The following is a 21,356-nucleotide window of genomic DNA, read 5'->3' as shown; positions in this document are numbered from 1 at the left end:
CCGACGCCGTCCTCGGAAGAGGTGACCACACGATGGCAGGACCCCTGCTGCGGTCCCTGACCGCGGTCCTTGTGCCGCCGCACGAGCGGGCCGGAGAGCCGTCCGACTGGGACGCCCTCTCCGAGGCCTGGGGGACCGGCTTCCCCGCGGACTACCGTGAGTTCCTGGCGGTCTACGGGGCGGGCGCCATCGACGACTACCTGTTCGTCGCCACCCCCGTCGATCCGGCGGAGGACGGGGGTGCGCTGACGGTGCGCCGACGGACGCCGGCGGCGGAGCCGTCCGGGCGGCGCCGCGCAGGATGGCCGTACCCCCTGTGGCCGGAGCGCGGCGCGCTGCTCGGCTGGGGGGCGACCGCCGACGCCGCCGAGCTCTACTGGGACACCTCCGCGGCCGACCCCGACGCGTGGACGGTGGTGTCCCGCAGCCGTGAAGGGACCTTCACCCGGCACGGCTGCGGCATGGCCGAGTTCATCCTCCGGATGCTCGGGCCCCGGGCGGAGCGCCCGCTGGAGAGCCCCCGGCTCTACGGCGCCCCCAGGTCCCGGTTCCTCGGCCCGGTCGAGGAACGGCTGCTGAGGAAGGCGGGCACGGACCCCTGGGAGTACCTGGAGGAGCTCTACGCCGCGAACGAGGCCGCCGAGGGTCTGCCCGACGGCGGCCTGGTCCTCTTCGAGCCCGACGGGACCACGGTGGCCGTCCCGGACGGCACCCCGCCCGCGTGCCCCACTCCCCGGACGCCCACGTCCCGTCCCGGCCGGGGGCTGGGCGGAGGTCCCGGCCGGGGTCTCGGCCGGGGTCTCGGACGGGGCAGGCTCACCCCGGAGCGGATTGCGGCGCTCTCCGCGCCCGGGGCGCCGGCACTCACCGTGCTCGGCCCCCGGGACACCGAAGACGGTCCGGCGGTCGCGGTGTCGATCGCCCTTGGAATGGTCGGCGCCCCCGACCTCGCCCTGTCCGCACCGCTCCGGATGCAGCTGACGGTCCTGGGCCCCGGGGCGCGGGCCGCTTCGACCACTGTCGATCCCCGGTCTGCCGGCGGCGCCGGGATGCCGGTCGTCCCGGTCGTGCGGGGGGACGCGCCGCTCGTCCTCGAGGTGTCGGTGCCCCCCGCGCTGCTCCCCGTCGGGCCGGACGGGAAGCGGCGGGCGTCGGACACGAACAGCGGCCTGACGTTCGCCGTCCGGATCACCGACCCGGCCGTCGGGGAGTTCCGTGCCGCGCACGGGGTACCGGCGGAGCCGGGGTCCGAGGACGTCCTCCTGGGGGCCTGGCCGAGCCCTTGACGGTCGCAGCCGTCCGGCTCATGGACCTGAACTCTCCTCGGGCGGGCGGCCGACGACCGGGCGGCGCCCGCTTCTCGGTCTTCGGCTCCTGAAGCCGACCGCGCCACTTGCGCCGGTGCCCCGGCGGGCTGTGAGCCCGCCGGGGCACCGCGTCGGCGCGTTCATGGCGGCCGCACACCGTGCGGGTGCGGGGACCGTACGGCCGATCAGGTGACTGTCCGTCTGCCCGCCCGTCCGCCGGTTCGGCAGCGGGCGGGACCCCACGGACGGGGCGCGGCCGGGTCGAGGGACGTCTGCGCGTCTCCGGCACGGACGATGTGGTGATCACCGCCGACGCCGACGGCACCAGCATCGGTTTCGCCGCCCCCGAAGGCCCGACCACCATCGAGAGCGACGCGGCCGTCCGCACCCTGCTGCTCTGGGGGCGCCGGCCCGCGGGCCCTTCGCGCTGACACAGCGACGCGGGATCGGAGGCCCTGCGCGCGGTGCGGACGCTCCCTGGCGGTTGCCTGCCCGCCCGGACCTCGGCGGGCCGGTGTCACCGACCGTATACGGACAGCGCCGACGTCATCACCGCAGCGGTGGGTGCCATGGATTCCGGACGGGACACCCGCCTCCGGCCGCCGCACCCGAAGAACCGTCCGTTGAACCTCGGTGGGCACTCCGTAGCAGACCGGCCGGCGGCGGGATGCACCCCCGGACCATCGGGGTGATGCTGGCAGGAGAACGTCCGAACGGGCATCGAGGGAGACCCAGTCATGGACGCAGCGAAGACCGGACTGTACGCAATGGACCTGAGCGATGTGCACTGGGCCACCAGCAGCTACACCAACAGGTGGACCAAGACATGTGTGGAGGTCGCAGACCTCGGCGGCGGAGCCGTCGCGGTCCGCGACTCGGACAACAGGGACCTGCCGCCGCTGCGGTTCACCGCAGGCGAGTGGGCGGCGTTCCGCAGCGGCGTGCGCGACGGCGAATTCGGCTAGGGCGCCCGGCGCAGCTCCACTGTCGGAGGTCGACGGGTCGCAGCTCCAGGTCCTGTCGCCGCCAGATGGACGACCAGCGGGTCTGTCGGAGACGACGGGCCCGCTGGTCCTGTCCGCAGGAAGGGGTGGCGGCGACGCGGCGGCACCGGCTGCGCCGGGTCCGGAGGGTCCGACGCTTCCCACAGAGGCGGCGGACGGGATCGGAGGGCCGCGGTCCGGCCTTCTCACACCGCCGGGTGCAGCCGCTCGAAGCGGAGGGCAAGCCCCTCGATCAGTGCGGCGAGACCGGTCTCGAAGGCACCCTCGTCGATCGCCCGCTGATGCTCCGCCAGCAGATGGGCCTGGCCGAGGCGGGGGTAGTCGGCCGTGTACACCTGCTGGTCGTCGACGAAGCCGCCCGCGAACGAGCCGAGTGCCGAGCCGAAGACCAGATAGCGCATGAGGGCGCCGATCCGGGTCGCCTCCCCGCGCGGCCAGCCGGCGTCCACCAGGGCGCCGAAGACCGCGTCGGCCAGCCGCAGCGCATTGGCGCGGCGCCCGGGACCGTGGGCGAGCACCGGTACCAGGTTCGGATGAGCGGCGAGCGCCGCACGGTAGGAGCGGGCCCAGTCGCGCAGCGCCTCGGGCCAGGGGTCGCGGCCGAGCATGCTGAGGTCGACCTCGCCGAGGACGGTGTCCACGACCGCGTCGAGCAGGGCGTCCTTGGTGGGGAAGTGGTTGTACAGCGACGGGCCGCTGACGCCCAGCCCGGCGGCGAGCCTGCGGGTGGAGAGCGCCGCCAGCCCTTCGCCGTCCACCAGTTCCAGCGCCGCGGTGACGATCCGCTCCCGGTTGAGCAGCGGGTTGCGGGGCCTTGCCACAGCGGCACGTCCTTCCGGGTCCACGATCGAGGCGACCGCTCTTGACCCAAGCATGCCCCATGGGGTTAGAGTCGCCGTAAAACTTGCACCGCTAGTTTTAGGACCACCGCCGTGAATCTGGAACTCTCCGAAGAGCAGGCAGCCGTCCGCGAGCTCGCCGCCGACTTCGTCGACCGCGAGATCACCCCCCACGCCACCGCCTGGGACCGCGCGGAGCAGGTCGACCCCGGGATCGTGAAGAAGCTCGGCACGGTCGGCTTCCTGGGCCTGACCATCCCGGAGGAGTACGGCGGTTCCGGCGGCGACCACCTGGCGTACGCACTGGTCATGGAGGAGCTCGGCCGCGGCGACTCCGCGGTGCGCGGCCTGGTCTCGGTCTCCCTCGGCCTGGTCGCAAAATCGGTCGCCCACTGGGGCACCGAGGAGCAGAAGCAGCACTGGCTCCCCCGGCTCACCTCCGGCGAGGCCCTCGGCTGCTTCGCCCTCACCGAGCCCGGCACCGGGTCCGACGCGGGCAACCTGACCACCCGGGCGGTGCGCGACGGCGACTCCTATCTGCTCGACGGCGCCAAGATGTTCATCACCAACGGCACCTGGGCCGAGGTCGCACTGGTCTTCGCCCGCACCGGCGAGCCCGGCCCCCGCGGGGTGAGCGCCTTCCTGGTGCCCACGGACACCCCCGGGCTGACCCGCACCCCCGTCCACGGCAAGCTCGGCCTACGTGGCCAGCCCACCGCCGAGCTGGTCCTCGACGGCGTCCGGGTGCCCGCCGAGGCGATGCTCGGCCCCGAGGGCAAGGGCTTCAGCGTGGCCATGTCCGCCCTGGCCAAGGGGCGGATGTCGGTCGCCGCCGGGTGCGTCGGCATCATCCAGGCCTCCCTGGACGCAGCCGTCGCCTACGCCACCCAGCGCGAGCAGTTCGGCAAGCCCGTCGCCGCCCACCAGCTGGTGCAGGAGATGCTCGCCGACATCAAGGTCGATCTCGACGCCGCCCGGCTGCTGGTCTGGCGGGTCGCCGACCTGATCGACCGCGGGCTGCCCTTCCGGACCGAGTCCTCGGTCGCCAAGCTCCATGCCTCCGAGGCCGCCGTCAAGGCCGCCAACACCGCGCTCCAGGTCTTCGGCGGCTACGGGTTCATCGACGAGTACCCGGTCGGCAAGTACGTCCGCGACGCCCGGGTGATGACCCTGTACGAAGGCACCAGCCAGATCCAGAAACTGCTGATCGGCCGCGCCCTCACCGACATCAACGCCTTCTGACCACCCGCCCACCGAGCCGAGGAGCCCGACCATGCGTCCCGTGTACTTCGCCGCCGCCAGGCGCACCCCCATCGGCCGCCTGCGCGGAGTGCTCTCCGGCGTCCGCCCCGACGACCTGGCCGCCACCGCCGTACGCGCCGTGCTGGAGGCCGTGCCCGCGCTGGACCCGGCCCGGATCGACGACGTCTACTGGGGCGCCGCCAATCAGGCCGGTGAGGACAACCGCAACCTCGCCCGGATGGCCGTGCTGCTGGCCGGACTGCCGGACAGCGTCCCCGGCGCCACCCTCAACCGGCTGTGCGCCTCCGGCCTGGAGGCGGTCACCACCGCTGCCCGCGCGATCGCCTCGGGCGAGGCCGACATCGTGTTGGCCGGCGGCTCGGAGTCGATGAGCCGCGCCCCGTTCGTCCTGCCCCGCGCCGAGCAGGCCCTCCCGCACGGGCAGGAGCTCTTCGACACCAAGCTCGGCTGGCGGATGACCAACCCGAGGATGAAGGACCTGCACGGCGTGCTCTCCATGGGCGAGACCGCCGAGGAGGTCGCCGCCCGTTACGGCGTCAGCCGCCAGGAGCAGGACGCCTTCGCGCTGCGCAGCCACCAGCTGGCCGCCGCTGCCCGCAAGGACGGCCTCTTCGACGCGGAGATCCTCCCCGTCACCCTCCCCGACGGCACGGCCGTCACCCAGGACGAGTCGATCCGGCCCGACACCACGGCGGAGAAGCTGGCCGCCCTCAGGCCGGTCTTCCGCAAGGACGGCACGGTCACCGCCGGCAACGCCTCGCCGATGAACGACGGCGCCGCCGCCCTGCTGCTGGTCGGCGAGGAGGCGCTGCACGAACTCGGCCTGGAGCCGCTCGGCCGCTATGTGGCCGGCGCCAGCGCCGGCGTCCACCCGGATGTGATGGGCATCGGCCCGGTCCCGGCCGTCCGCCGGGTGCTCGCCCGCACCGGCCGGAGCCTGGACGACATCCGGACCGCCGAGTTCAACGAGGCCTTCGCCGCCCAGGCGCTGGCCTGCGTCCGCGAGCTGGGCATCGACCCCGCCCTGGTCAACCCGCAGGGCGGCGCGATCGCCCTCGGGCACCCGCTGGGCGCCTCCGGTGCCCGCATCCTCACCACCCTGCTGCACCGGATGAACCGCACCGGCGACCGCCGGGGCCTGGCCACCATGTGCGTCGGCGTGGGCCAGGGCACCGCGGTGCTGGTCGACCGCGACTGACAGCACCGTCGAGCAGGCACCACCGTCGAGCACCCTCAGGAGCACCCCACCATGAGCCGTTTCCGCAACAAGGTCGCCGTGGTCACCGGCGCCGCCCAGGGCATCGGCGCCGCCACCGCGCACCGCCTCGCCGAGGAGGGCGCCGCGGTCGCCGTCGTCGACCTCACCGCCGACCGCGCCCAGGCCACCGCCGACGCCATCGCGGCCAAGGGCGGCACCGCCCGTGCCTACGGTTGCGACGTCGCGGACCACGAGGTCGTCGAGGCGGTCTTCGCGCAGATCGCCGCCGACTTCGGCACCATCCACATCCTGGTCAACAACGCCGGGATCACCCGGGACAACCTGTTCTTCAAGATGCCCAGGTCCGACTGGGACGCGGTGCTCACCGTCAACCTCACCAGCGCCTTCAACTGCACCCAGGCCGCCCAGAAGTACATGGTGAAGCAGAAGTACGGCAAGATCGTCTCGCTCAGCTCCCGCTCCGCGCTCGGCAACCGCGGCCAGGCCAACTACGCCGCCGCCAAGGCCGGCATCCAGGGCCTCACCGCCACCCTCGCCCTGGAGCTCGGCCCCTTCAACATCAACGTCAACGCGGTCGCCCCCGGCTACATCGCCACCGCCATGACCGCCGCCACCGCCGAGCGCGTGGGCTCCACCGCCGAGGAGCACCAGCGGCTCGCCGCCGAGCGCACCCCGCTGGGCCGCGTCGGCCGGCCCGAGGAGGTCGCCTCCGCGGTGGCCTTCCTCGCCTCCGACGACGCCTCCTACGTCAGCGGCCAGACCCTCTACATCAACGGCGGCGCCCGCTGACCCGGCCGCCAGAGGCGGCACGGCCCGCCCGACGGTTGCGCGGAATCGGGGCAGGGAGCGCTCACGCCCTGGTCAGGTCGGAGGCGTCCCGGGCCGGGTGAGCGGGCTGGTGCGGGCACCGAGGAGGAACCGGTACGCCGACGGTCGGATGCCGACGCGGGGATCGCGCCCGCGTCGGCATCCGGACGGGTCCGGCGGGCGGGATCAGCCGGTGGTGCAGGTGGTGCCGTTGAGGCTGAACGTGGCGGGCTGGGCGAAACTGCCGGAGTAGGTGCCCTGGAAGCCGAACGACTGGCTGCCGTTGGCCGGTATCTGGGCGTTGTAGGCCATGTTGGTGGCGGTCACCGCCCCCGAGGACGGGCTGACGGCGGCGTTCCAGACGCTGGTGACCGCCTGGCCGGAAGGCAGGGTGAAGCCGACCGCCCAGCCGTTGACGGCGCTGGAGCCGGTGTTGGTCACGGTCACATTGGCGGTGAATCCGCCGGCCCAGGTGCTGGGGGTGTACGTGACCGTGCAGCCGGTGCCTGTGCCGGTGCCGCCGGTGGTTCCGCCGGTCGTCGTGGTTCCGCCGGTTGTGGTGGCTCCGCCGGCCGTGGTGGTGCTGCCGGTCGTGCCGGTCCCGCCGCTTGTCGCGGTCCCGCCGGTCGTCGCCTTGCCGCCGAAGGTGACCACGAGACTGCCGTCGGAGGCGAAGGACCAGCCCAGGGCGCCGGAGTAGGACGAGCACCGCGATCCGTTGGTGCCGGTCCAGAACTGGTTGGAGCTGTCGGCGTCGCCGATGGTCTTGTCGTTGGACCCGCTGCTGCTGCGGCAGGAGGTGTTGCCGCGGAAGACCGAGGTGCCGTTGTCGAAGGAGAAGTTGCGCTCGCCGTTGTCGATGCTGACGTTGTCCGACACCGACATCGAACCGGGGTTGCTGTTGTACGTGAACCCGTGCTTGCCGTTCCCGTACGCGATGTTGCCCCGGACGATGTGGTTGACCGGGATGTCGTCGCCGCCCAGCTTGAAGCCGTTGCGGTCGCCGTTGGACGCCTGGGTGCCGTCGCTGAGGGTGCCCTGGTCGTAGGAGAGGGAGTCCTCGATGGTCACCGGGTCGATGGGGCCGGTGTCGTTCTTGGTGTAGAGGTCCCAGCCGTCGTCGATGTTGTTGTGCGACACGTCGTAGCGGAAGACGTTCCCGGGGCCGGCGGTGAGCTTCGCGGCGAAGCCGTCGGCGTTCTCGCCGGTGGAGTCGCGGTTGTCATGCGACTCCGAGCTGAGGATGAGGTTGTTGGACGGCCACTGGTCCCGGGTGGCGTCGGAGGACGCCCGGGAGATCTGCAGCCCGGTGTCGCGGTTGTAGGCCGTCACCGTGCGTTCGATGATGTTGTTGCTGCCGCCGACGGAGATCCCGTTGTCGCCGGCATGCTCGACGGTGATCCCGTACACGTGCCAGAAGGACCCGTTGAGGGCCAGCCCGCGGTTGGCCGGGTCCTCGCTCATGGCCGAGAAGTCCAGCACCGGGGTCTCGCCGGGGTAGGCGGACAGTTCCTTGCGGGCGCTGGAGGTGCCGTCGTTGCCTGTGGCGATGGTGACCGTCTGCGTGAGGCCGTAGGACCCGCCGCGCAGGTAGATCGTCCCGCCGGCGGTGATCCGGGTGATCGCCGAGGCGAGCGTCGTCGGGGCGGACTCCGTTCCGGCGGCTCCGGCGGTGCCGTTCGGGGACACGAACAAGGCGTTGCTGTTGAGCGTGGTTGCGGCCTGCGAGACGGACGGCGGGACCGCCAGCAGACCTGCCGACGCCATCGCTGCCACCGCGACGGCAGCGGGGATGCCGCGTAAGCGGAGCGGGGGCCGCTCACCGCGGGTCGCGGCATTCTGCGGCAGGGCAGGGGAGATCCGAGTGCGCTTCACGATGCTGAGACCTCTCATCCAGAACTGTTGGGCGGAGGCTGCCGTGGCGGGAAGCCGGTCAGCGGATGAAAGCGTTTGCTGGCTGACTCTCCACCTGAAGAGGCAGTAGGCTGTGGAGGTTGCCACGCGATGCTCGTGACGCGTCGTTCAACGTAGCAAGCGCTTGCTGAGGGCGTCAACGCTGTGCCGGCGCCTGCCGTGCGGTACGGCACGCACTTCGCCGCCGCCGCACCCGCTGCTGCTGCCCCTGGTGCAGCACCCCGCCGCGCAGCTGCCACGAGCCGCGTCCATGCCGGCCGGGTCGTCCGCCGGTGCGTGTGCAGGGCGCCGCGGGGGCTCGGGTCACGTGCGGGCCGACGGCGCGGAGTGTGTGCGTCGGACTCCCACCCGTACGCCGGGCGCAAGCCCGGTACGCCGGCCGGATCGCGCCTCTGTGCGACTGCGTCACCCGGCCGGGAAAACACTTGGACTCCGCCGCTGCCCGCGCGGGACACTGCGGCTACTGGCCTGTCCGTACCCGCACGGATGCGTCGCCACAGGCGACGCGGGGGCCCCTTCGTCATGCCCTGCCTCCAGGAGGACGATCGCGGGCGGGGCACTCGCTCGAACCGAAGACCCGCATGGCCGGAGCAGCCGAACAGCGGCCGGCCGCACGACACCACAGGGTTGGGATGGGATCTCCTGAAGCGCCCGGGGGTTCGCCGGGCAGGGGCCCGGTGCTCCTCGCACTTCGCTACTACGGACGAGAGCTGGCCCGGCTCCGGCGGCTGACGCTGCCCGCGATGCTGCTGCCGGCTGTGGGCAACATCGGCCTCAACTACATCGCACCGCTGGTCGTCGCCAAGCTCGTCGGCCGTATCGCCGGTGACGACGGCATCGACATCGGATCGACACTGCCGTATGTCGTCGTCTTCGCCGGTGTGCTGCTGCTCGCGGAGGGGCTGTGGCGCATCGGCCTGCACTGCCTGAACCGCGTCGACGGCCTGGGCATCGAGAACCTGTATGTGATCGGCATGGACGAGCTGTTCGCCAAGGACGCCGCGTTCTTCCACGACAACTTCGCCGGTTCGCTGACCAAGCGGGTGCTGAGCTTCGCCTCCCGCTTCGAGGAGTTCGTCGACACGATGACCTTCTCGGTGGTGGGCAGCTTTGTGCCGCTGCTCTTCGGCTCAGTGGTGCTCTGGCGCTACGAACCGCTGCTCGTCGTGGGGCTGCTGGCGATGATCGCGCTGACGGCGCTCTGTGTGACGCCCCTGATCCGCCGCCGCCAGGCGCTCGTCAGACAGCGCGAGGCCGCGATCGCCCGGGTGTCGGGCCATGTCGCCGACAGTCTGATGAACATGGACACCGTCCGGGCGTTCGCCGCCGAGGACCGCGAGGCCGCCGAGCACCGGTCCCGCGTCGCGGAGTCGCGGCGGCTCACCCTGCGGTCGTGGGACTACGGCAATCTGCGCATCGACACACTGGTCGCACCGATGTCCGTGCTGACCAATGGACTGGGTCTGCTGCTCGCGGTCGCCCTCGGCGGCGGCAGGCACGGGGTGGAGGCGGTCGTGGTCGCCTTCACCTACTACAGCAATGCGACCCGGATCATGTTCGAGTTCAACCAGATCTACCGCCGTCTGGAGAGCTCGATGACGGAGGCCGCGCAGTTCACCGAGCTGCTGCTGACGCCGCCGACCGTACTCGACCCGGCGTCACCCGAGCCGCTGCGGTCCCGGGCCGCCGACGTCCGCTTCGAGCAGGTGACCTTCGCCCACGCGGGCGCCGATCCGCTCTTCGAGGACCTGGACCTGTCGGTGGCCGGCGGGGCGAAGATCGGTCTCGTCGGCCGGTCCGGCGGCGGCAAGACCACGCTCACGCGGCTGCTGCTGCGACTGACCGACATCGACGCCGGACGGATCCTGATCGGCGGTCAGGACATCAGCCGGCTGCGCCAGGCCGACCTGCGCAGCCTGATCGCCTATGTGCCGCAGGACCCGGCGATGTTCCACCGCACGCTGCGGGAGAACATCGCATTCGCCCGTCCGGACGCCACCGACGCCGAGATCCGCCTTGCGGCCGAGGCGGCGCACGTCACGGAGTTCGCCGACGCGCTGCCGGACGGCTTCGAGACCATGGTGGGCGAGCGCGGCGTCAAGCTGTCCGGCGGACAGCGCCAGCGGGTCGCCCTCGCCAGGGCGATCCTGCGGGACGCGCCGATCCTGCTGCTCGACGAGGCGACCAGCGCTCTGGACTCCGAGAGCGAGATCCTCGTCCAGGAGGCGCTGTGGCGGCTCATGGACGGGCGGACGGCGCTTGTGGTGGCACACCGGCTGAGCACGGTCGCCACCATGGACCGGCTGGTCGTCCTGGACCGCGGGCAGATCGTCGAGCAGGGCACGCACCATGAGCTGCTCGCTGCCGACGGCGCCTACGCCAAGCTGTGGCAGCACCAGTCGGGCGGCTTCCTGGACGACACCCCCGCCCGGGCCGACCTGCACTGACCCGGTGGTCACCACCGGCGGGCGGCCTGCCGTCAGCCACGGCAGGCCGCCCGTAAGGCGTCCCCGGCGCCCCGGGAGGCGGGTCAGCTCCGCAGCGTGAAGGCAGCCAGGCGCTGCCCGCCGGTGAGCACCAGGTGCAGATCGTGGACACCGGACGGCCGCTCGCTCAGCGGCGCCGTCACACTCGTCCAGGCGTAGCGCCCGCCCGTGGAGGGGACGGTGATCCGGGCCAGCGCCGTACCGCTGCCGGGGCTGCCCGCCCACAGCTCCAACCAGGCCTCGCCGGGCTCGGTACGGGAGACCTCGGCCTCCAGGGAGACCGCGCCGTCCAGGTCGGCCGCGCGGAACACCAGCGAGGCGCTCTCCCCGCCGGGTGTGACCGCATCGCCCGCGGTGCGGTCGGCGTCGACCAGGGTGAGGCCGGTGTGGTCGTCGAAGTCCACCGCGAGGACCCGGCGGTCGACGACCGTACGGGGGCCGGGGGCGGGACCGGTCACCGTCAGCGGCGCGGTCAGCACGATCCGCTCGGCCGAGTGCCCGACCAGGATCTCGTAGGCACCCGGGTCCACGGTGAAGGCGCCGGTGGCCACGTCCCAGTGGGCCAGCCGCTCCGTCGGCAGGGTGAAGGAGACCTCCCGGCGCTCACCGGGACCCAGCACGATCTTGCGGAAGTCGGCGAGCCTGAGCCGCGGCGCCTCATAACGGGCGTCCAGGGCGCGGGTGTAGAGCTGGACGACCTCGGTGCCCGCCCGCCCACCGGTGCAGGCCACGGTCACGGTCACCTCGACCGTCCCGTCCTGCGCCGCCGTGCCGGACGAGAGGCGCAGGTCGGAGTAGCCGAAGCTGGTGTACGACAGGCCGTGCCCGAAGCTGTAGAGCGGCGCGGCGCGGTGGTACTGGTACGTCCAGCCGGCCTTGATGATGTCGTAGTCCAGCCGCTCGGGGAGCTCGTCGCCCGCCCGGTACCAGGTCTGCGGCAGACGTCCGGCGGGCTCCGTCCGGCCCAGCAGCACCGAGGCGAGGGCGCGGCCGGTCTCCTGGCCGCCGTGCGAGGTCCACACCACGGCGGGCAGGTGCTCGTCGGCCCAGTCCACCGCGTACGGGTAGCTGCTCATCAGCACCAGTGCGGTCTGCGGACGGGCGGCGGCGACGGCGCGCAGCAGCTGCTCCTGTGCGGGCGGCAGGGTGATGCCCTCGCGGTCCTGGGTCTCCCGGCCGTTGATGTGCGGGTCGTTGCCGAGGACGACGACGGCGACATCGGCGCCGGCCGCGGCGGCCACCGCCTCGGCGACGCCCTCGCGCACCACGGTGCGCTGCCAGCGCTCGGCCTGCTCCGGTGTCCCAGCGGTGACGCGGACCTGGCCGGTCCGGGCGTCGACGACGGCGTACTTGCCGGTGCAGATGTTGCGCAGCACCTCGCCGCCGTCCTCGGCGGCCTCCAGACGGAAGGTCTCGTGGACGTCCCAGCCGCCTGGCTGCACCTGGTCGGCGGCCAGTGTGGCGTCCTCGTCCTTGACGCTGACATAGCGTCCGCTGCGTGCGCTGCGCAGCGTCAGCACCCCGCCGCCCCAGTCGAAGAGGTCGAAGCCGGCCTCCTCGTCGCTCTCCGCGGCCCGGCCGTCGGCCGTCAGCGGCCCGGCCGGGTCGAAGGCGGGGACGGAGAGCAGCGCGCCGGTGGAGCGGGAGCGCAGCGCGATCCGGTCCACGCCCTCCACGCAGACCACCTCGCCGCCCTGCTCGGCCAGCGCCGTGCGCAGACCGGTGGCGGCGGTGATCCGGTAGGGCATGGTGCCGCTGTACCAGTCCTCGAAGAGGGTGTCCGCGAGCGGCCCGACGACGGCGACCCTGCGGGTGCGTTCTCCGGCCAGCGGCAGCAGTCCGTCATTGCTGAGCAGCACGATCGACTCGGTTGCCGCGCGCCGCGCCAGCTCGCGGTGCTCGGGGCTGTCCACCACCTCCCAGCCGGTCTTCGCATACGGGTCGAGATGGGGGTCGAACTCGCCCAGCCGGAACCGGATCGACAGCTGGCGGCGTACGGCCCGGTCGACGTCCTCCTCGGTGATCAGTCCGCGCGCCAGCGCCTCCTGCATCCGGCCGAAGGTGGTCGCGGTGTCCTCGCCATGGTCGGTGAAGCTGTCGATGCCGGCCCTGAGCGCGGCGGCGTGGGACTCGGCGTGGTCGTCGAAGTAGTGCTCGGGGTCGACCAGGTTGGACGGCGCCTCGGCGTCGCTGACCACGAACAGCTCATGGCCGGTGGGGCGGGCCCAGCGGCGCAGCTCGGTCTCCAGCAGCGGACTGACGTGGCAGGGCCTGCCGTTGACCAGGTTGTAGGCCGCCATCACCCCGGTCGCCGCGCCGGAGGCGATGGCGGTGCGGAAGGCGGCCAGGTCGTACTCGTGCAGCACCCGGGGGCGCAGCCCGGAGGAGGTGGTGCAGCGGTCGTCCTCGTTGTTGTAGGCGAGGAAGTGCTTGAGTACGGGGGCGGTGCGCAGATAGTCCGGGTGGTCCCCGGACATGCCCTTGCAGAAGGCGTCGCCCAGGCGCGCCGAGTGCAGCGGATCCTCCGAGTAGCCTTCCTCGTTGCGGCCCCAGCGCGGGTCGCGCAGCAGGTTCACCACCGGCGCCCAGGCCTGGAGGCTGTTGGTGCCGCTGCCGACGGCGGGTTCGCGGTGGTAGTGGAAGGCGCGCTGTTCGACGGAGGTGGCGGTGGCCACGGCCCGCAGCAGTTCCTCGTCCCAGGTCGCACCGAGGCCCACCGCCTGCGGGAAGGTGGTGGCGGGGCCGAGCCAGGCGACGCCGTGCAGTGCCTCGGTACCGGTGCGGAACGGGGCGACGCCCAGACGCTGGACCTCCGGCGAGTACTGGTGCAGCATCGCGACACGCTCGTCGAGGGTGAGCCGTCCCAGCAGGTCCTCCACGCGCTCGCGCAGGCCGAGCGCGGGGTTTCGGAAAGGGAGCTGGTCGAGGGGCAGCTCGGCGGGCACGGACGTGGAACTCACGTGGGAAACCCCTTGGCAGGTCGCTGGGAGGGCAGGCGGGGCGCGGCGTGGGTGGCGGCCAGGCGCAGTCGTGATGTTGAAGCGTTTCGAAAGTGGCATGCAGCCGAGACGGTGTCAACCGTTCCCACGAGACTTCCCGGCCGGTGCCGGATGCACTGTGGTGGCCCCGGTGCAGACCCCCTCTCCGGCCGGGTGGGGTAGTTTCCCAGGCCGTGGCGCCGTAATCGAAAAGTGACTCACTCAGCCTCTTGTCGGATCAGTAACGCGTCGTTAGTCTCGCCGCAACATCGAAGCGCTTCGACGCGCTTTGACTGCCAAGCCGCACCATCGCATCACCGCCCCGGGGTCCCGGGCCGCGCGGTGACGAAGCTCTATTCGGACCTCAACGGCGAAGGGCCGCCCCCACCATGAGCATCGAGATGAATCGCAGAACCTTCGTGAACACGGCCGTGGCCGTGGCCGGCGCCGCCGCGATGGCACCGCTGCTGTCCGCCTGTGGTGACGGCGGCTCGCAGAACAACAAGGGCAGTGCCAGCACCAAGACGGGCCTGAAGGCCGCGCTGCCGACCTATGTGGCCAACACGTCGGTCAAGGCGGACATTCCGTCGGTGGCCGGTGGCGCGGACGTCATGACAGACCCGGGCTTCCTCACCTACCCGGCCAACCCGGTCAAGACCGTCGACGGAGTCCCGGGCAAGGGCGGCAGCTACACGACCGTCACCCCGCTGTGGGGCACCGTTCCCACCCCGGGCAACTCCTTCTACGAGGCCATGAACAAGGCCCTCGGCGTCACCATGACGATGAAGCCGGCGGACGGCAACAACTACGCCACCATCGTCCCCACCATGACCTCCGCCAAGAAGCTGCCCGACTGGATCCAGCTCCCCACCTGGTGGAACCCCAACTTCAACGTCGGTGGCCTGGCCGGCACCCAGCTGGCCGACCTCACTCCGTACCTGGCCGGGGACAAGATCAAGAAGTACCCCAACCTGGCGGCCATCCCCAGCGGTGCCTGGCAGGCGGGCGCCTGGGGTGACAAGATCTACGGCATCCCGTCCTTCTCCAGCGGCTTCGTCATCGCCGGCACCACCTTCTACCGGCGCGACGTTCTCGAGGCCAAGGGCATCACCGCCGACCAGGTCAAGTCCGCCGACGACCTGTTCGCCCTGGGCAAGGAGCTCACCGACTCCAAGCGCGGAGTCTGGGCCTTCGACGACCTGTGGACCTACCTCTTCCCCTTCTGGGGCGTCCCCAACAGGTGGACGGTCAAGGACGGCAAGCTGGTCCACAAGTACGAGACCGACGAGTTCCTCGAGGCACTCGACTGGCACAACAAGCTCGCCAAGTCCGGCTACATGCACCCCGACGCCCTGGCCGGCAAGGACGCCGACGGCACCACCCGCTTCTACGGTGGCAAGACCCTCATCGCCGGCGGCGGCACCGGCGCCTGGAACCTGGCCGACTACCAGTCGGGCGCCGCCGCCAACAAGGACTACCGGCGCGGCTCCTTCAACATCTTCGCCGCCGACGGCAAGTCGACCCCGAGCTTGTTCCTGGGCACCTCCGCCAGCATCATGAGCTACCTCAACGCCAAGCTCACCAAGGACCAGATCGAGGAGTGCCTGGCGGTCGCCAACTACCTGGCCGCCCCCTACGGCTCCGCCGAGTACACCATGGTCAACTTCGGTGTCGAGGGCACCCACTACACCATGGTGGACGGGGTGCCCACCGCCACCGACGACGGCAAGAAGTTCGTCCAGGCGCAGACCTTCCCGTTCCTGGCCTCGCCCCCCGCGGTGATCAGCAACCCCGGCGAGAACCAGATCACCCAGGACTACGCCGCCTGGCAGGCCGCCAACGTCAAGTACCTCTACAAGCCGGTGTTCTGGAACATGAACATCTCCATGCCGACCTCACTCGCCACCGCCGACGCCGCCCAGGCGGTCGAGGACACGCTCAAGGACTGCTACCACGGCAAGGCGAAGGTCTCCGACGTCCAGGCCGCCATCTCCTCCTGGAAGAGCGGCGGCGGCACCCGGCTCAAGCAGTGGCTGACGGACAACATCCTGGCCAAGTACGGCACCGGTCAGTAGGACCGCCGAGCCGCCCTGCGGGTCCGGACGTCTGCGCCGGACCCGCAGGGCACCAGACCAGTGTCGAGAGCAAGGAGGAGCCGTGGCCGCGACCGTCGCCACGAAGACCGAGAAGAGCAAGCGGAAGGTCCCCGAGGACCGCTCCGACTCCGGGCACGTCAGACTCAACTGGCGGATCCGGCTGCGCCGCGACAAGTCACTGATCATCATGACGATCCCGGCCGTGGTGCTGCTCCTGGTCTTCAACTACGCGCCGCTGTTCGGCCTGCTCACGGCCTTCCAGTACTACGACCCGCTGGTCGGCGTCTGGCACAGCGAATGGGCCGGCTTCGACCAGTTCACCGCGCTCTTCCAGGACCCGCTGTTCTGGAAGTCGCTGGAGAACACGCTCTACCTCAGCTTCGTCCAGCTGATCCTCTTCTTCCCCATCCCGATCGTGCTGGCGCTGCTGCTCAACACCGTGGTCAGTGAGCGGCTGCGCAACCTCATCCAGTCGATCGTCTACCTCCCGCACTTCTTCTCCTGGGTGCTGGCGATCACCGTGTTCCAGCAGATGCTCGGCGGCGCGGGGATCCTCAACCAGTTCCTGCGCCAGCACGACATGGGCACCTGGGACATCATGACCAACCCGCACACCTTCGCCCTGCTGGTCACCTCGCAGGCGGTGTGGAAGGAGGCCGGCTGGGGGATCATCGTCTTCCTGGCGGCGCTCGCCGCCATCGACACCCACCTCTACGAGGCCGCGGCGGTGGACGGCGCCAGCCGCTGGCGCCGGACCTGGCACATCACCCTGCCGGGAATGCGCGGCGTGATCGTGCTGATGCTGGTGCTGCGCCTGGGCAACGCCCTGTCGGTCGGGTTCGAGCAGTTCCTGGTCCAGCGGTTCGCCGTCGGACACAATGCCGCGGACGTGCTGGACACCTTCTCCTTCTACTACGGCATCGCCACCAACAACTACAGCTACGGAGCGGCGGCCGGCCTCTTCAAGAGCGTCATCTCGCTGCTGCTGATCTGGGGTGCGAACAAGCTGGCGCACTACTTCGGCGAGGACGGGTTGTACCGCAAATGACCACCACTCTCCCCCTGCGGCAGCGCCGCAGCAGCAACCGCCCCGTCTGGGACGAGCAGTCGAGCGTGGCCGGCCGGACCGGCAAGGGCGCGGTCCTCACCGTGGTGATCGCGGCCGTGGTGGTACCGCTGTGGATCATCGTCGTCACCAGCTTCTCCACCCAGGCCGCCATCAACCGGGCCGGCGGCCTGGTGATCTGGCCGGACGGCCTCACCACCGCGGCGTACCGGGAGATGCTGAGCGACTCCACCGTGCGCACCTCGCTGGTGGTGAGCCTGCTGATCACCCTGGTGGGCACCGTGGTCTCGATGGCGGTCTCGGTCCTGTGCGCCTACGGCCTCTCCCGCTCCCGCTCGCTGGGACACCGGGTGATCCTGATGCTGCTGATCATCACCATGTTCGTCAGCGGCGGCCTGATCCCCACCTTCCTGGTGGTCACCGGTCTCGGCGGCTACGGCCAGTACTGGTCGCTGATCCTGCCCAGCGCGATCTCGGTCTTCAACATCCTGGTGCTGAGGGCCTTCTACTCCAGCACCTCGGCAGAGCTGATCGACGCCGCCCGCATCGACGGCGCCGGCGACTGGCGGATCCTGTGGTCCGTGGTCCTGCCCACCTCCCGCGCGGTCACCGCGGTGATCACGCTCTTCTACGCCGTGGGCTACTGGAACTCCTTCTTCAACGTCATGCTCTACATGCCCACGGACAGCCAGAAGTGGCCCCTGCAGTATGTGCTGCTGACCTACGTCAACCGCGGCAACGGCCTGCCGGGCTCCCTCAACAGCGGATTCGGCAACGCCCACGCGCAGACCGCACCGCTGTCCCTCCAGATGGCCGTGGTCGTCCTGACCCTGGTGCCACTGCTGCTCGTCTACCCCTTCATGCAGAAGCACTTCAGGACCGGTGTGCTCACCGGTGCCATCAAGGGCTGACACCGCCGGGCCGGGGCCGGTCCCCCGCGAGGGGACCGGCCCCCGTCGGAACGCGATCCCAGGAGAAGGCCCATGTGACCGGCAGCGCCCTCCGGGCCGGGCAGCAGTCGCCACCCCGGTTCGGGGTCTGCGCCTGGGCCAGGCCATCCGTAATGCACACTTCAGGCACCACAGGTACAGCACAGACATAAGGGAGAGCCACCACCGATGGTGACACTTGCCGAAGTGGCCAAGTGCGCGGGCGTCTCGTCGAGCACCGTCAGCTACGTGATCAGCGGAAAGCGTTCGATCTCCGAGGCCACCCGCAGGCGGGTGGAACAGGCCATCAGCGACCTCGGCTACCACCCCAACGCCGGCGCCCGGGCCCTCGCCGGGAAGCGCAGCCACATCATCGCCCTGGTGGTACCGCTACGGACGGACGTCTATGTCCCGATCATGATGGAGATCGCCATCGCGGTGACCGTGGCCGCCCGCCAGTACGGCTACGACGTCCTGCTGATCACCAATGACGAGGGCCCCGAGGGCGTCCGCCGGGTCGCCGCCAGCGGACTGGCCGACGGCGTGATCCTGATGGACGTCGAGCTCGACGACGACCGGATCCCGGTACTGCGCACCCAGGGCACCCATGCCGCACTGATCGGCCTCCCCGACGACACCAGCGGCCTGGCCTGCGTCGACCACGACTTCGCCGCCGCAGGGGCGATGTGCGCCGACCACCTCGCGGACCTCGGCCACCGCGACGTCGCCTTCATCGGCTACAGCCCCGTGGTCTACCAGCGGCACGCCGGCTACGCCGAGCGCACCCTGACCGGCTTCCAGGACCGTGCCGCGGAACGCGGGCTGCGGATCCTGCACCGGCCATGCGAGGGCACCTACGACAGCACCGCCGGCGCCTTCGCCCGGATCCTCGCCGACCGCCCGGAGACCACCGGGTTCGTGGTGCAGAACGAGGGTGCCATCGGCCCGCTGCTGAGCCTGCTGCGGACGACCGGGCGGATCGTCCCCGAGGACGCCTCCGTGGTCGCCCTGTGCCCCGAGAGCCTGGCCGAGCAGTACTCGCCCCGGCTGACCGCCGTCACCGGGCCGGCCGAGGAACTGGGGCGGGTCGCCGTCGACCTGGTGATGCGCCGGATCGAGGACGGCACACCCGCCGAGGTCACCCTGCTCACCCCCGTACTGACCACCCGGGAGAGCACCGGGCCGGCACCCCGGACACGCTGAACCCCGCCCGGTCCCCCTCGCCGACCTGCCCAGCCGACCCACGAGCCCATCCCCCCGAGGAACCGACCATGCCGCTGCACTGCCACGCCCCCGGAACCGCCCTGGAGCGGCCGGCCGAGCGCGGAACCCTGCGTATGGAAACCCCGCGGGAGCACCCCGCGCCCCTCCCCGGCGACGGCGCCCGACTGCCCCGGACGGAGGCGTGATGCAGCGGATCACCGGACGGCTCGGCGGGCTGGCCTACGGCGGCGACTACAACCCCGAGCAGTGGGACGAAGAGGTGTGGAAGGAGGACGACCTCCTGATGCGCCAGGCCCGGGTGAACCTGGCCACCGTCGGGGTGTTCTCCTGGGCCCTGCTGGAACCGGAGGAGGGCCGCTTCGACTTCGGCTGGCTGGACGCCCAGCTGGACCGGCTGCACGCCAACGGCGTCGCGGTGGACCTCGCCACCCCCACCGCCTCACCCCCGCCCTGGTTCACCCTGGCGCACCCCGAGGCGATGCCGGTCACCGCCGACGGCACCCGGCTCACCCACGGCAGCCGCGACACCTACTGCCTCGCCTCGCCCGCCTACCGCAGGGCGGCCCTGCGGATCGCCGCCGCGCTGGCGGAGCGGTACGCCTCGCATCCGGCGGTGGCGATGTGGCACATCCACAACGAGTACGCCACGGTGTGCTGGTGCGAGCAGTCGGCGGCGGCCTTCCGCAGCTGGCTGCGGGCGAAGTACGGCACCCTGGACGCGCTCAACGAGTCCTGGGGCACGGCCTTCTGGAGCCAGCGCTACGGCTCCTGGGAGCAGATCACGCCCCCGCGCGCCACCCAGTGGCACCACAATCCGGGCCACACCCTGGACTTCCGCCGCTTCTGGTCGGACGAGGCACTGGCGGCCTACCGCGAGCAGCGCGACGCGATCCGGGCGCACAGCGCCCTGCCGGTGACGACCAATCTGATGCTGCCCGGCTACCAGGTGCTCGACCTGTGGAAGTTCGGCCGGGAGGTCGACTTCGTCGGCATCGACCACTACCCCGACGCCCCCGGCATCGACGCCGCGGCCGACACGGCCTTCGGCGCCGACCGGGCCCGCTCCTTCGGCGGCGGCAAGCCCTGGCTGCTGATCGAGCAGGGCCCCAGCACCGTCTACACAAGTGACCGGACCCTGGGCAAGCAGCCCGGGGACATGCTGCGGCACTCGCTGGGCCACATCGCCCGCGGCTCGGAGGGCGCCCTGTTCTTCCAGTGGCGCCAGTCGCGTGCGGGAGCCGAACTGTGGCACTCGGCCGTGGTCCCGCACGCGGGCGCCGACACCCGGATCTTCCGTGAGGCCGCAGCCCTCGGCGAGACGGTCGCCCGGCTGGGCGAGCTGGCCGGCTCCACCGTCAGGGCGCAGGCGGCGGTGCTGCACGACGCCGACTCCTGGTGGGCACTGGACACCCGCGGACTGCCGTCGGCCGAACTCGACTACCGGGGCAGCCTCCGCCGTGCGCACCGGGCACTGTGGGACGCCGGTGTCACCACCGACCTCGCCCACCCCGAGGACGACCTGAGCCGCTACCGGCTGGTCGTCGCACCGGCGCTGTATCTGCTCTCCGACGCGGGCGCGGCCTCGCTGCACCGCTATGTCGAGGGCGGCGGAACCCTGCTGGTGCAGTACTTCTGCGGCGCGGTCGACGAACGCCACCACGCCCGCCTGGGCGGCTACCCCGCCGCGCCGCTGCGCACCGCGCTGGGCATCCGGGGGGAGGAGTACCGGCCGCTGGCGGCGGGGGAGACCATCGCTCTCTCGGACGGCTCCACCGGCACCGTGTGGAGCGAGAGCCTGCGGTGCGAGGGCGCGGAGCCGGTCCTGTCGTACGCCTCCGGCATGCCGGCCGGGCAGCCTGCGCTGACCAGGCACCGCTTCGGAGCGGGCACCGGCTGGTACCTGTCCACCCGCCTGGACGACAGCGGCTACACGGCGCTGCTGGCGCGGGTGCTGGACGACGCCGGAGCGGCACCGGAGCAGGCCGGGCTCCCGGGGGGCGTCGAGGCGGTGCGACGGCACGCCGAGGACGGACGCAGCTGGCTGTTCCTGATCAACCACGGCGAGCAGCAGGCCCGGCTCGCCGTGGGCGGCCACGACCTGCTCACCGACACCCCGGTCGGCCCGGACGGGCTGTGCCTGCCCGCGGGCGGTGCGGCGGTGCTGCGCACCCACTGACCAGCCGGGGCTTCGCAGCGCACCGTACGGTCGTCGGTGATGGGGCGT

General features: G+C 71.6%; 16 protein-coding genes. 13 read left to right on the top strand and 3 right to left on the bottom strand.

The genetic code is table 11. The annotated features are described in order from the left end of the window. The first annotated feature begins 32 nt into the window (after positions 1 to 32). The 3 genes from AB0761_RS10120 to AB0761_RS10110 all read left to right on the top strand — a co-directional run bounded on the left by AB0761_RS10120 (position 33) and on the right by AB0761_RS10110 (position 2,272). A complete protein-coding gene (locus AB0761_RS10120) occupies positions 33 to 1,286 on the top strand; it encodes a hypothetical protein (protein ID WP_377268642.1) in 1,254 nt (417 codons plus the stop codon). 320 nt (positions 1,287 to 1,606) lie between these two features. Beyond that, on the top strand, positions 1,607 to 1,738 hold the full coding sequence (locus AB0761_RS10115) for a hypothetical protein (RefSeq protein WP_377268641.1): 132 nt from the start codon (positions 1,607 to 1,609) through the stop codon (positions 1,736 to 1,738). Between the two features lie 306 nt (positions 1,739 to 2,044). Beyond that, positions 2,045 to 2,272 (top strand): DUF397 domain-containing protein, encoded by a 228-nt coding sequence (locus AB0761_RS10110; protein WP_377268640.1) that lies wholly within the window; start codon positions 2,045 to 2,047, stop codon positions 2,270 to 2,272. A gap of 224 nt (positions 2,273 to 2,496) precedes the next feature. Here the strand turns inward: AB0761_RS10110 and AB0761_RS10105 are convergent, their stop codons facing one another. Further along, complete coding sequence (locus AB0761_RS10105; protein ID WP_377268639.1) at positions 2,497 to 3,132, bottom strand: TetR/AcrR family transcriptional regulator C-terminal domain-containing protein; 636 nt, start codon at positions 3,130 to 3,132, stop codon at positions 2,497 to 2,499. Positions 3,133 to 3,243: 111 nt separating this feature from the next. Between AB0761_RS10105 and AB0761_RS10100 the strand changes: the two genes are divergently transcribed. From AB0761_RS10100 to fabG, 3 genes are read left to right on the top strand one after another with little or no spacing between them, the layout of a single operon-like run. Next, positions 3,244 to 4,392, top strand: coding sequence for an acyl-CoA dehydrogenase family protein (locus tag AB0761_RS10100; protein WP_377268638.1), 1,149 nt, complete (start codon positions 3,244 to 3,246; stop codon positions 4,390 to 4,392). A 31-nt stretch (positions 4,393 to 4,423) separates the two neighbouring features. Then, positions 4,424 to 5,611, top strand: coding sequence for a thiolase family protein (locus AB0761_RS10095; RefSeq protein WP_377268637.1), 1,188 nt, complete (start codon positions 4,424 to 4,426; stop codon positions 5,609 to 5,611). A 51-nt stretch (positions 5,612 to 5,662) separates the two neighbouring features. Further along, on the top strand, positions 5,663 to 6,421 hold the full coding sequence (gene fabG / locus AB0761_RS10090; RefSeq protein ID WP_377268636.1) for a 3-oxoacyl-ACP reductase FabG: 759 nt from the start codon (positions 5,663 to 5,665) through the stop codon (positions 6,419 to 6,421). 204 nt (positions 6,422 to 6,625) lie between these two features. Here the strand turns inward: fabG and AB0761_RS10085 are convergent, their stop codons facing one another. Beyond that, positions 6,626 to 8,314, bottom strand: coding sequence for a cellulose binding domain-containing protein (locus AB0761_RS10085; protein ID WP_377268635.1), 1,689 nt, complete (start codon positions 8,312 to 8,314; stop codon positions 6,626 to 6,628). A gap of 671 nt (positions 8,315 to 8,985) precedes the next feature. Between AB0761_RS10085 and AB0761_RS10080 the strand changes: the two genes are divergently transcribed. Further along, positions 8,986 to 10,800 (top strand): ABC transporter ATP-binding protein, encoded by a 1,815-nt coding sequence (locus AB0761_RS10080; protein WP_377268634.1) that lies wholly within the window; start codon positions 8,986 to 8,988, stop codon positions 10,798 to 10,800. An 83-nt stretch (positions 10,801 to 10,883) separates the two neighbouring features. Here the strand turns inward: AB0761_RS10080 and AB0761_RS10075 are convergent, their stop codons facing one another. After that, positions 10,884 to 13,799 (bottom strand): glycoside hydrolase family 3 C-terminal domain-containing protein, encoded by a 2,916-nt coding sequence (locus AB0761_RS10075; RefSeq protein WP_377268633.1) that lies wholly within the window; start codon positions 13,797 to 13,799, stop codon positions 10,884 to 10,886. A 419-nt stretch (positions 13,800 to 14,218) separates the two neighbouring features. On the opposite strand from AB0761_RS10075, the gene AB0761_RS10070 reads away from it, so the two are divergent. From AB0761_RS10070 to AB0761_RS10045, 6 genes are all read left to right on the top strand, one after another. Further along, positions 14,219 to 15,892: an ABC transporter substrate-binding protein gene (locus AB0761_RS10070; protein WP_377268632.1), complete on the top strand. Its 1,674-nt coding sequence runs from the start codon at positions 14,219 to 14,221 to the stop codon at positions 15,890 to 15,892. A gap of 82 nt (positions 15,893 to 15,974) precedes the next feature. After that, on the top strand, positions 15,975 to 16,961 hold the full coding sequence (locus tag AB0761_RS10065; RefSeq protein ID WP_377268631.1) for an ABC transporter permease: 987 nt from the start codon (positions 15,975 to 15,977) through the stop codon (positions 16,959 to 16,961). Continuing rightward, complete coding sequence (locus AB0761_RS10060) at positions 16,958 to 17,890, top strand: carbohydrate ABC transporter permease (RefSeq protein WP_377268630.1); 933 nt, start codon at positions 16,958 to 16,960, stop codon at positions 17,888 to 17,890. The genes AB0761_RS10065 and AB0761_RS10060 overlap by 4 nt, the downstream gene beginning before the upstream one ends. Before the next feature lie 207 nt (positions 17,891 to 18,097). After that, a complete protein-coding gene (locus AB0761_RS10055; RefSeq protein WP_377268629.1) occupies positions 18,098 to 19,111 on the top strand; it encodes a LacI family DNA-binding transcriptional regulator in 1,014 nt (337 codons plus the stop codon). A 68-nt stretch (positions 19,112 to 19,179) separates the two neighbouring features. Then, positions 19,180 to 19,317, top strand: a complete 138-nt coding sequence (locus AB0761_RS10050; RefSeq protein WP_377268628.1) for a hypothetical protein — start codon at positions 19,180 to 19,182, stop codon at positions 19,315 to 19,317. Next, positions 19,317 to 21,308 carry a beta-galactosidase gene (locus AB0761_RS10045; RefSeq protein ID WP_377268627.1) on the top strand — a complete coding sequence of 664 codons (1,992 nt, stop codon included), beginning with the start codon at positions 19,317 to 19,319 and terminating at the stop codon, positions 21,306 to 21,308. The genes AB0761_RS10050 and AB0761_RS10045 overlap by 1 nt, the downstream gene beginning before the upstream one ends. Positions 21,309 to 21,356: the final 48 nt, after the last annotated feature.

The organism is Peterkaempfera podocarpi (genome assembly GCF_042466665.1).
Classification (GTDB): domain Bacteria; phylum Actinomycetota; class Actinomycetes; order Streptomycetales; family Streptomycetaceae; genus Peterkaempfera; species Peterkaempfera podocarpi.
This window is presented reverse-complemented; position numbering and strand designations above follow the sequence as displayed.

What these genes read in the sequence shown, in the direction of transcription:
- AB0761_RS10080 (WP_377268634.1), top strand. Translation starts at nt 8,986, where the DNA reads ATGGGATCTCCTGAAGCGCCCGGGGGTTCGCCGGGCAGGGGCCCGGTG.
- AB0761_RS10095 (WP_377268637.1), top strand. Translation starts at nt 4,424, where the DNA reads ATGCGTCCCGTGTACTTCGCCGCCGCCAGGCGCACCCCCATCGGCCGC.
- AB0761_RS10120 (WP_377268642.1), top strand. Translation starts at nt 33, where the DNA reads ATGGCAGGACCCCTGCTGCGGTCCCTGACCGCGGTCCTTGTGCCGCCG.
- AB0761_RS10055 (WP_377268629.1), top strand. Translation starts at nt 18,098, where the DNA reads ATGGTGACACTTGCCGAAGTGGCCAAGTGCGCGGGCGTCTCGTCGAGC.
- AB0761_RS10070 (WP_377268632.1), top strand. Translation starts at nt 14,219, where the DNA reads ATGAATCGCAGAACCTTCGTGAACACGGCCGTGGCCGTGGCCGGCGCC.
- fabG (WP_377268636.1), top strand. Translation starts at nt 5,663, where the DNA reads ATGAGCCGTTTCCGCAACAAGGTCGCCGTGGTCACCGGCGCCGCCCAG.
- AB0761_RS10050 (WP_377268628.1), top strand. Translation starts at nt 19,180, where the DNA reads ATGCCGCTGCACTGCCACGCCCCCGGAACCGCCCTGGAGCGGCCGGCC.
- AB0761_RS10060 (WP_377268630.1), top strand. Translation starts at nt 16,958, where the DNA reads ATGACCACCACTCTCCCCCTGCGGCAGCGCCGCAGCAGCAACCGCCCC.
- AB0761_RS10045 (WP_377268627.1), top strand. Translation starts at nt 19,317, where the DNA reads ATGCAGCGGATCACCGGACGGCTCGGCGGGCTGGCCTACGGCGGCGAC.
- AB0761_RS10110 (WP_377268640.1), top strand. Translation starts at nt 2,045, where the DNA reads ATGGACGCAGCGAAGACCGGACTGTACGCAATGGACCTGAGCGATGTG.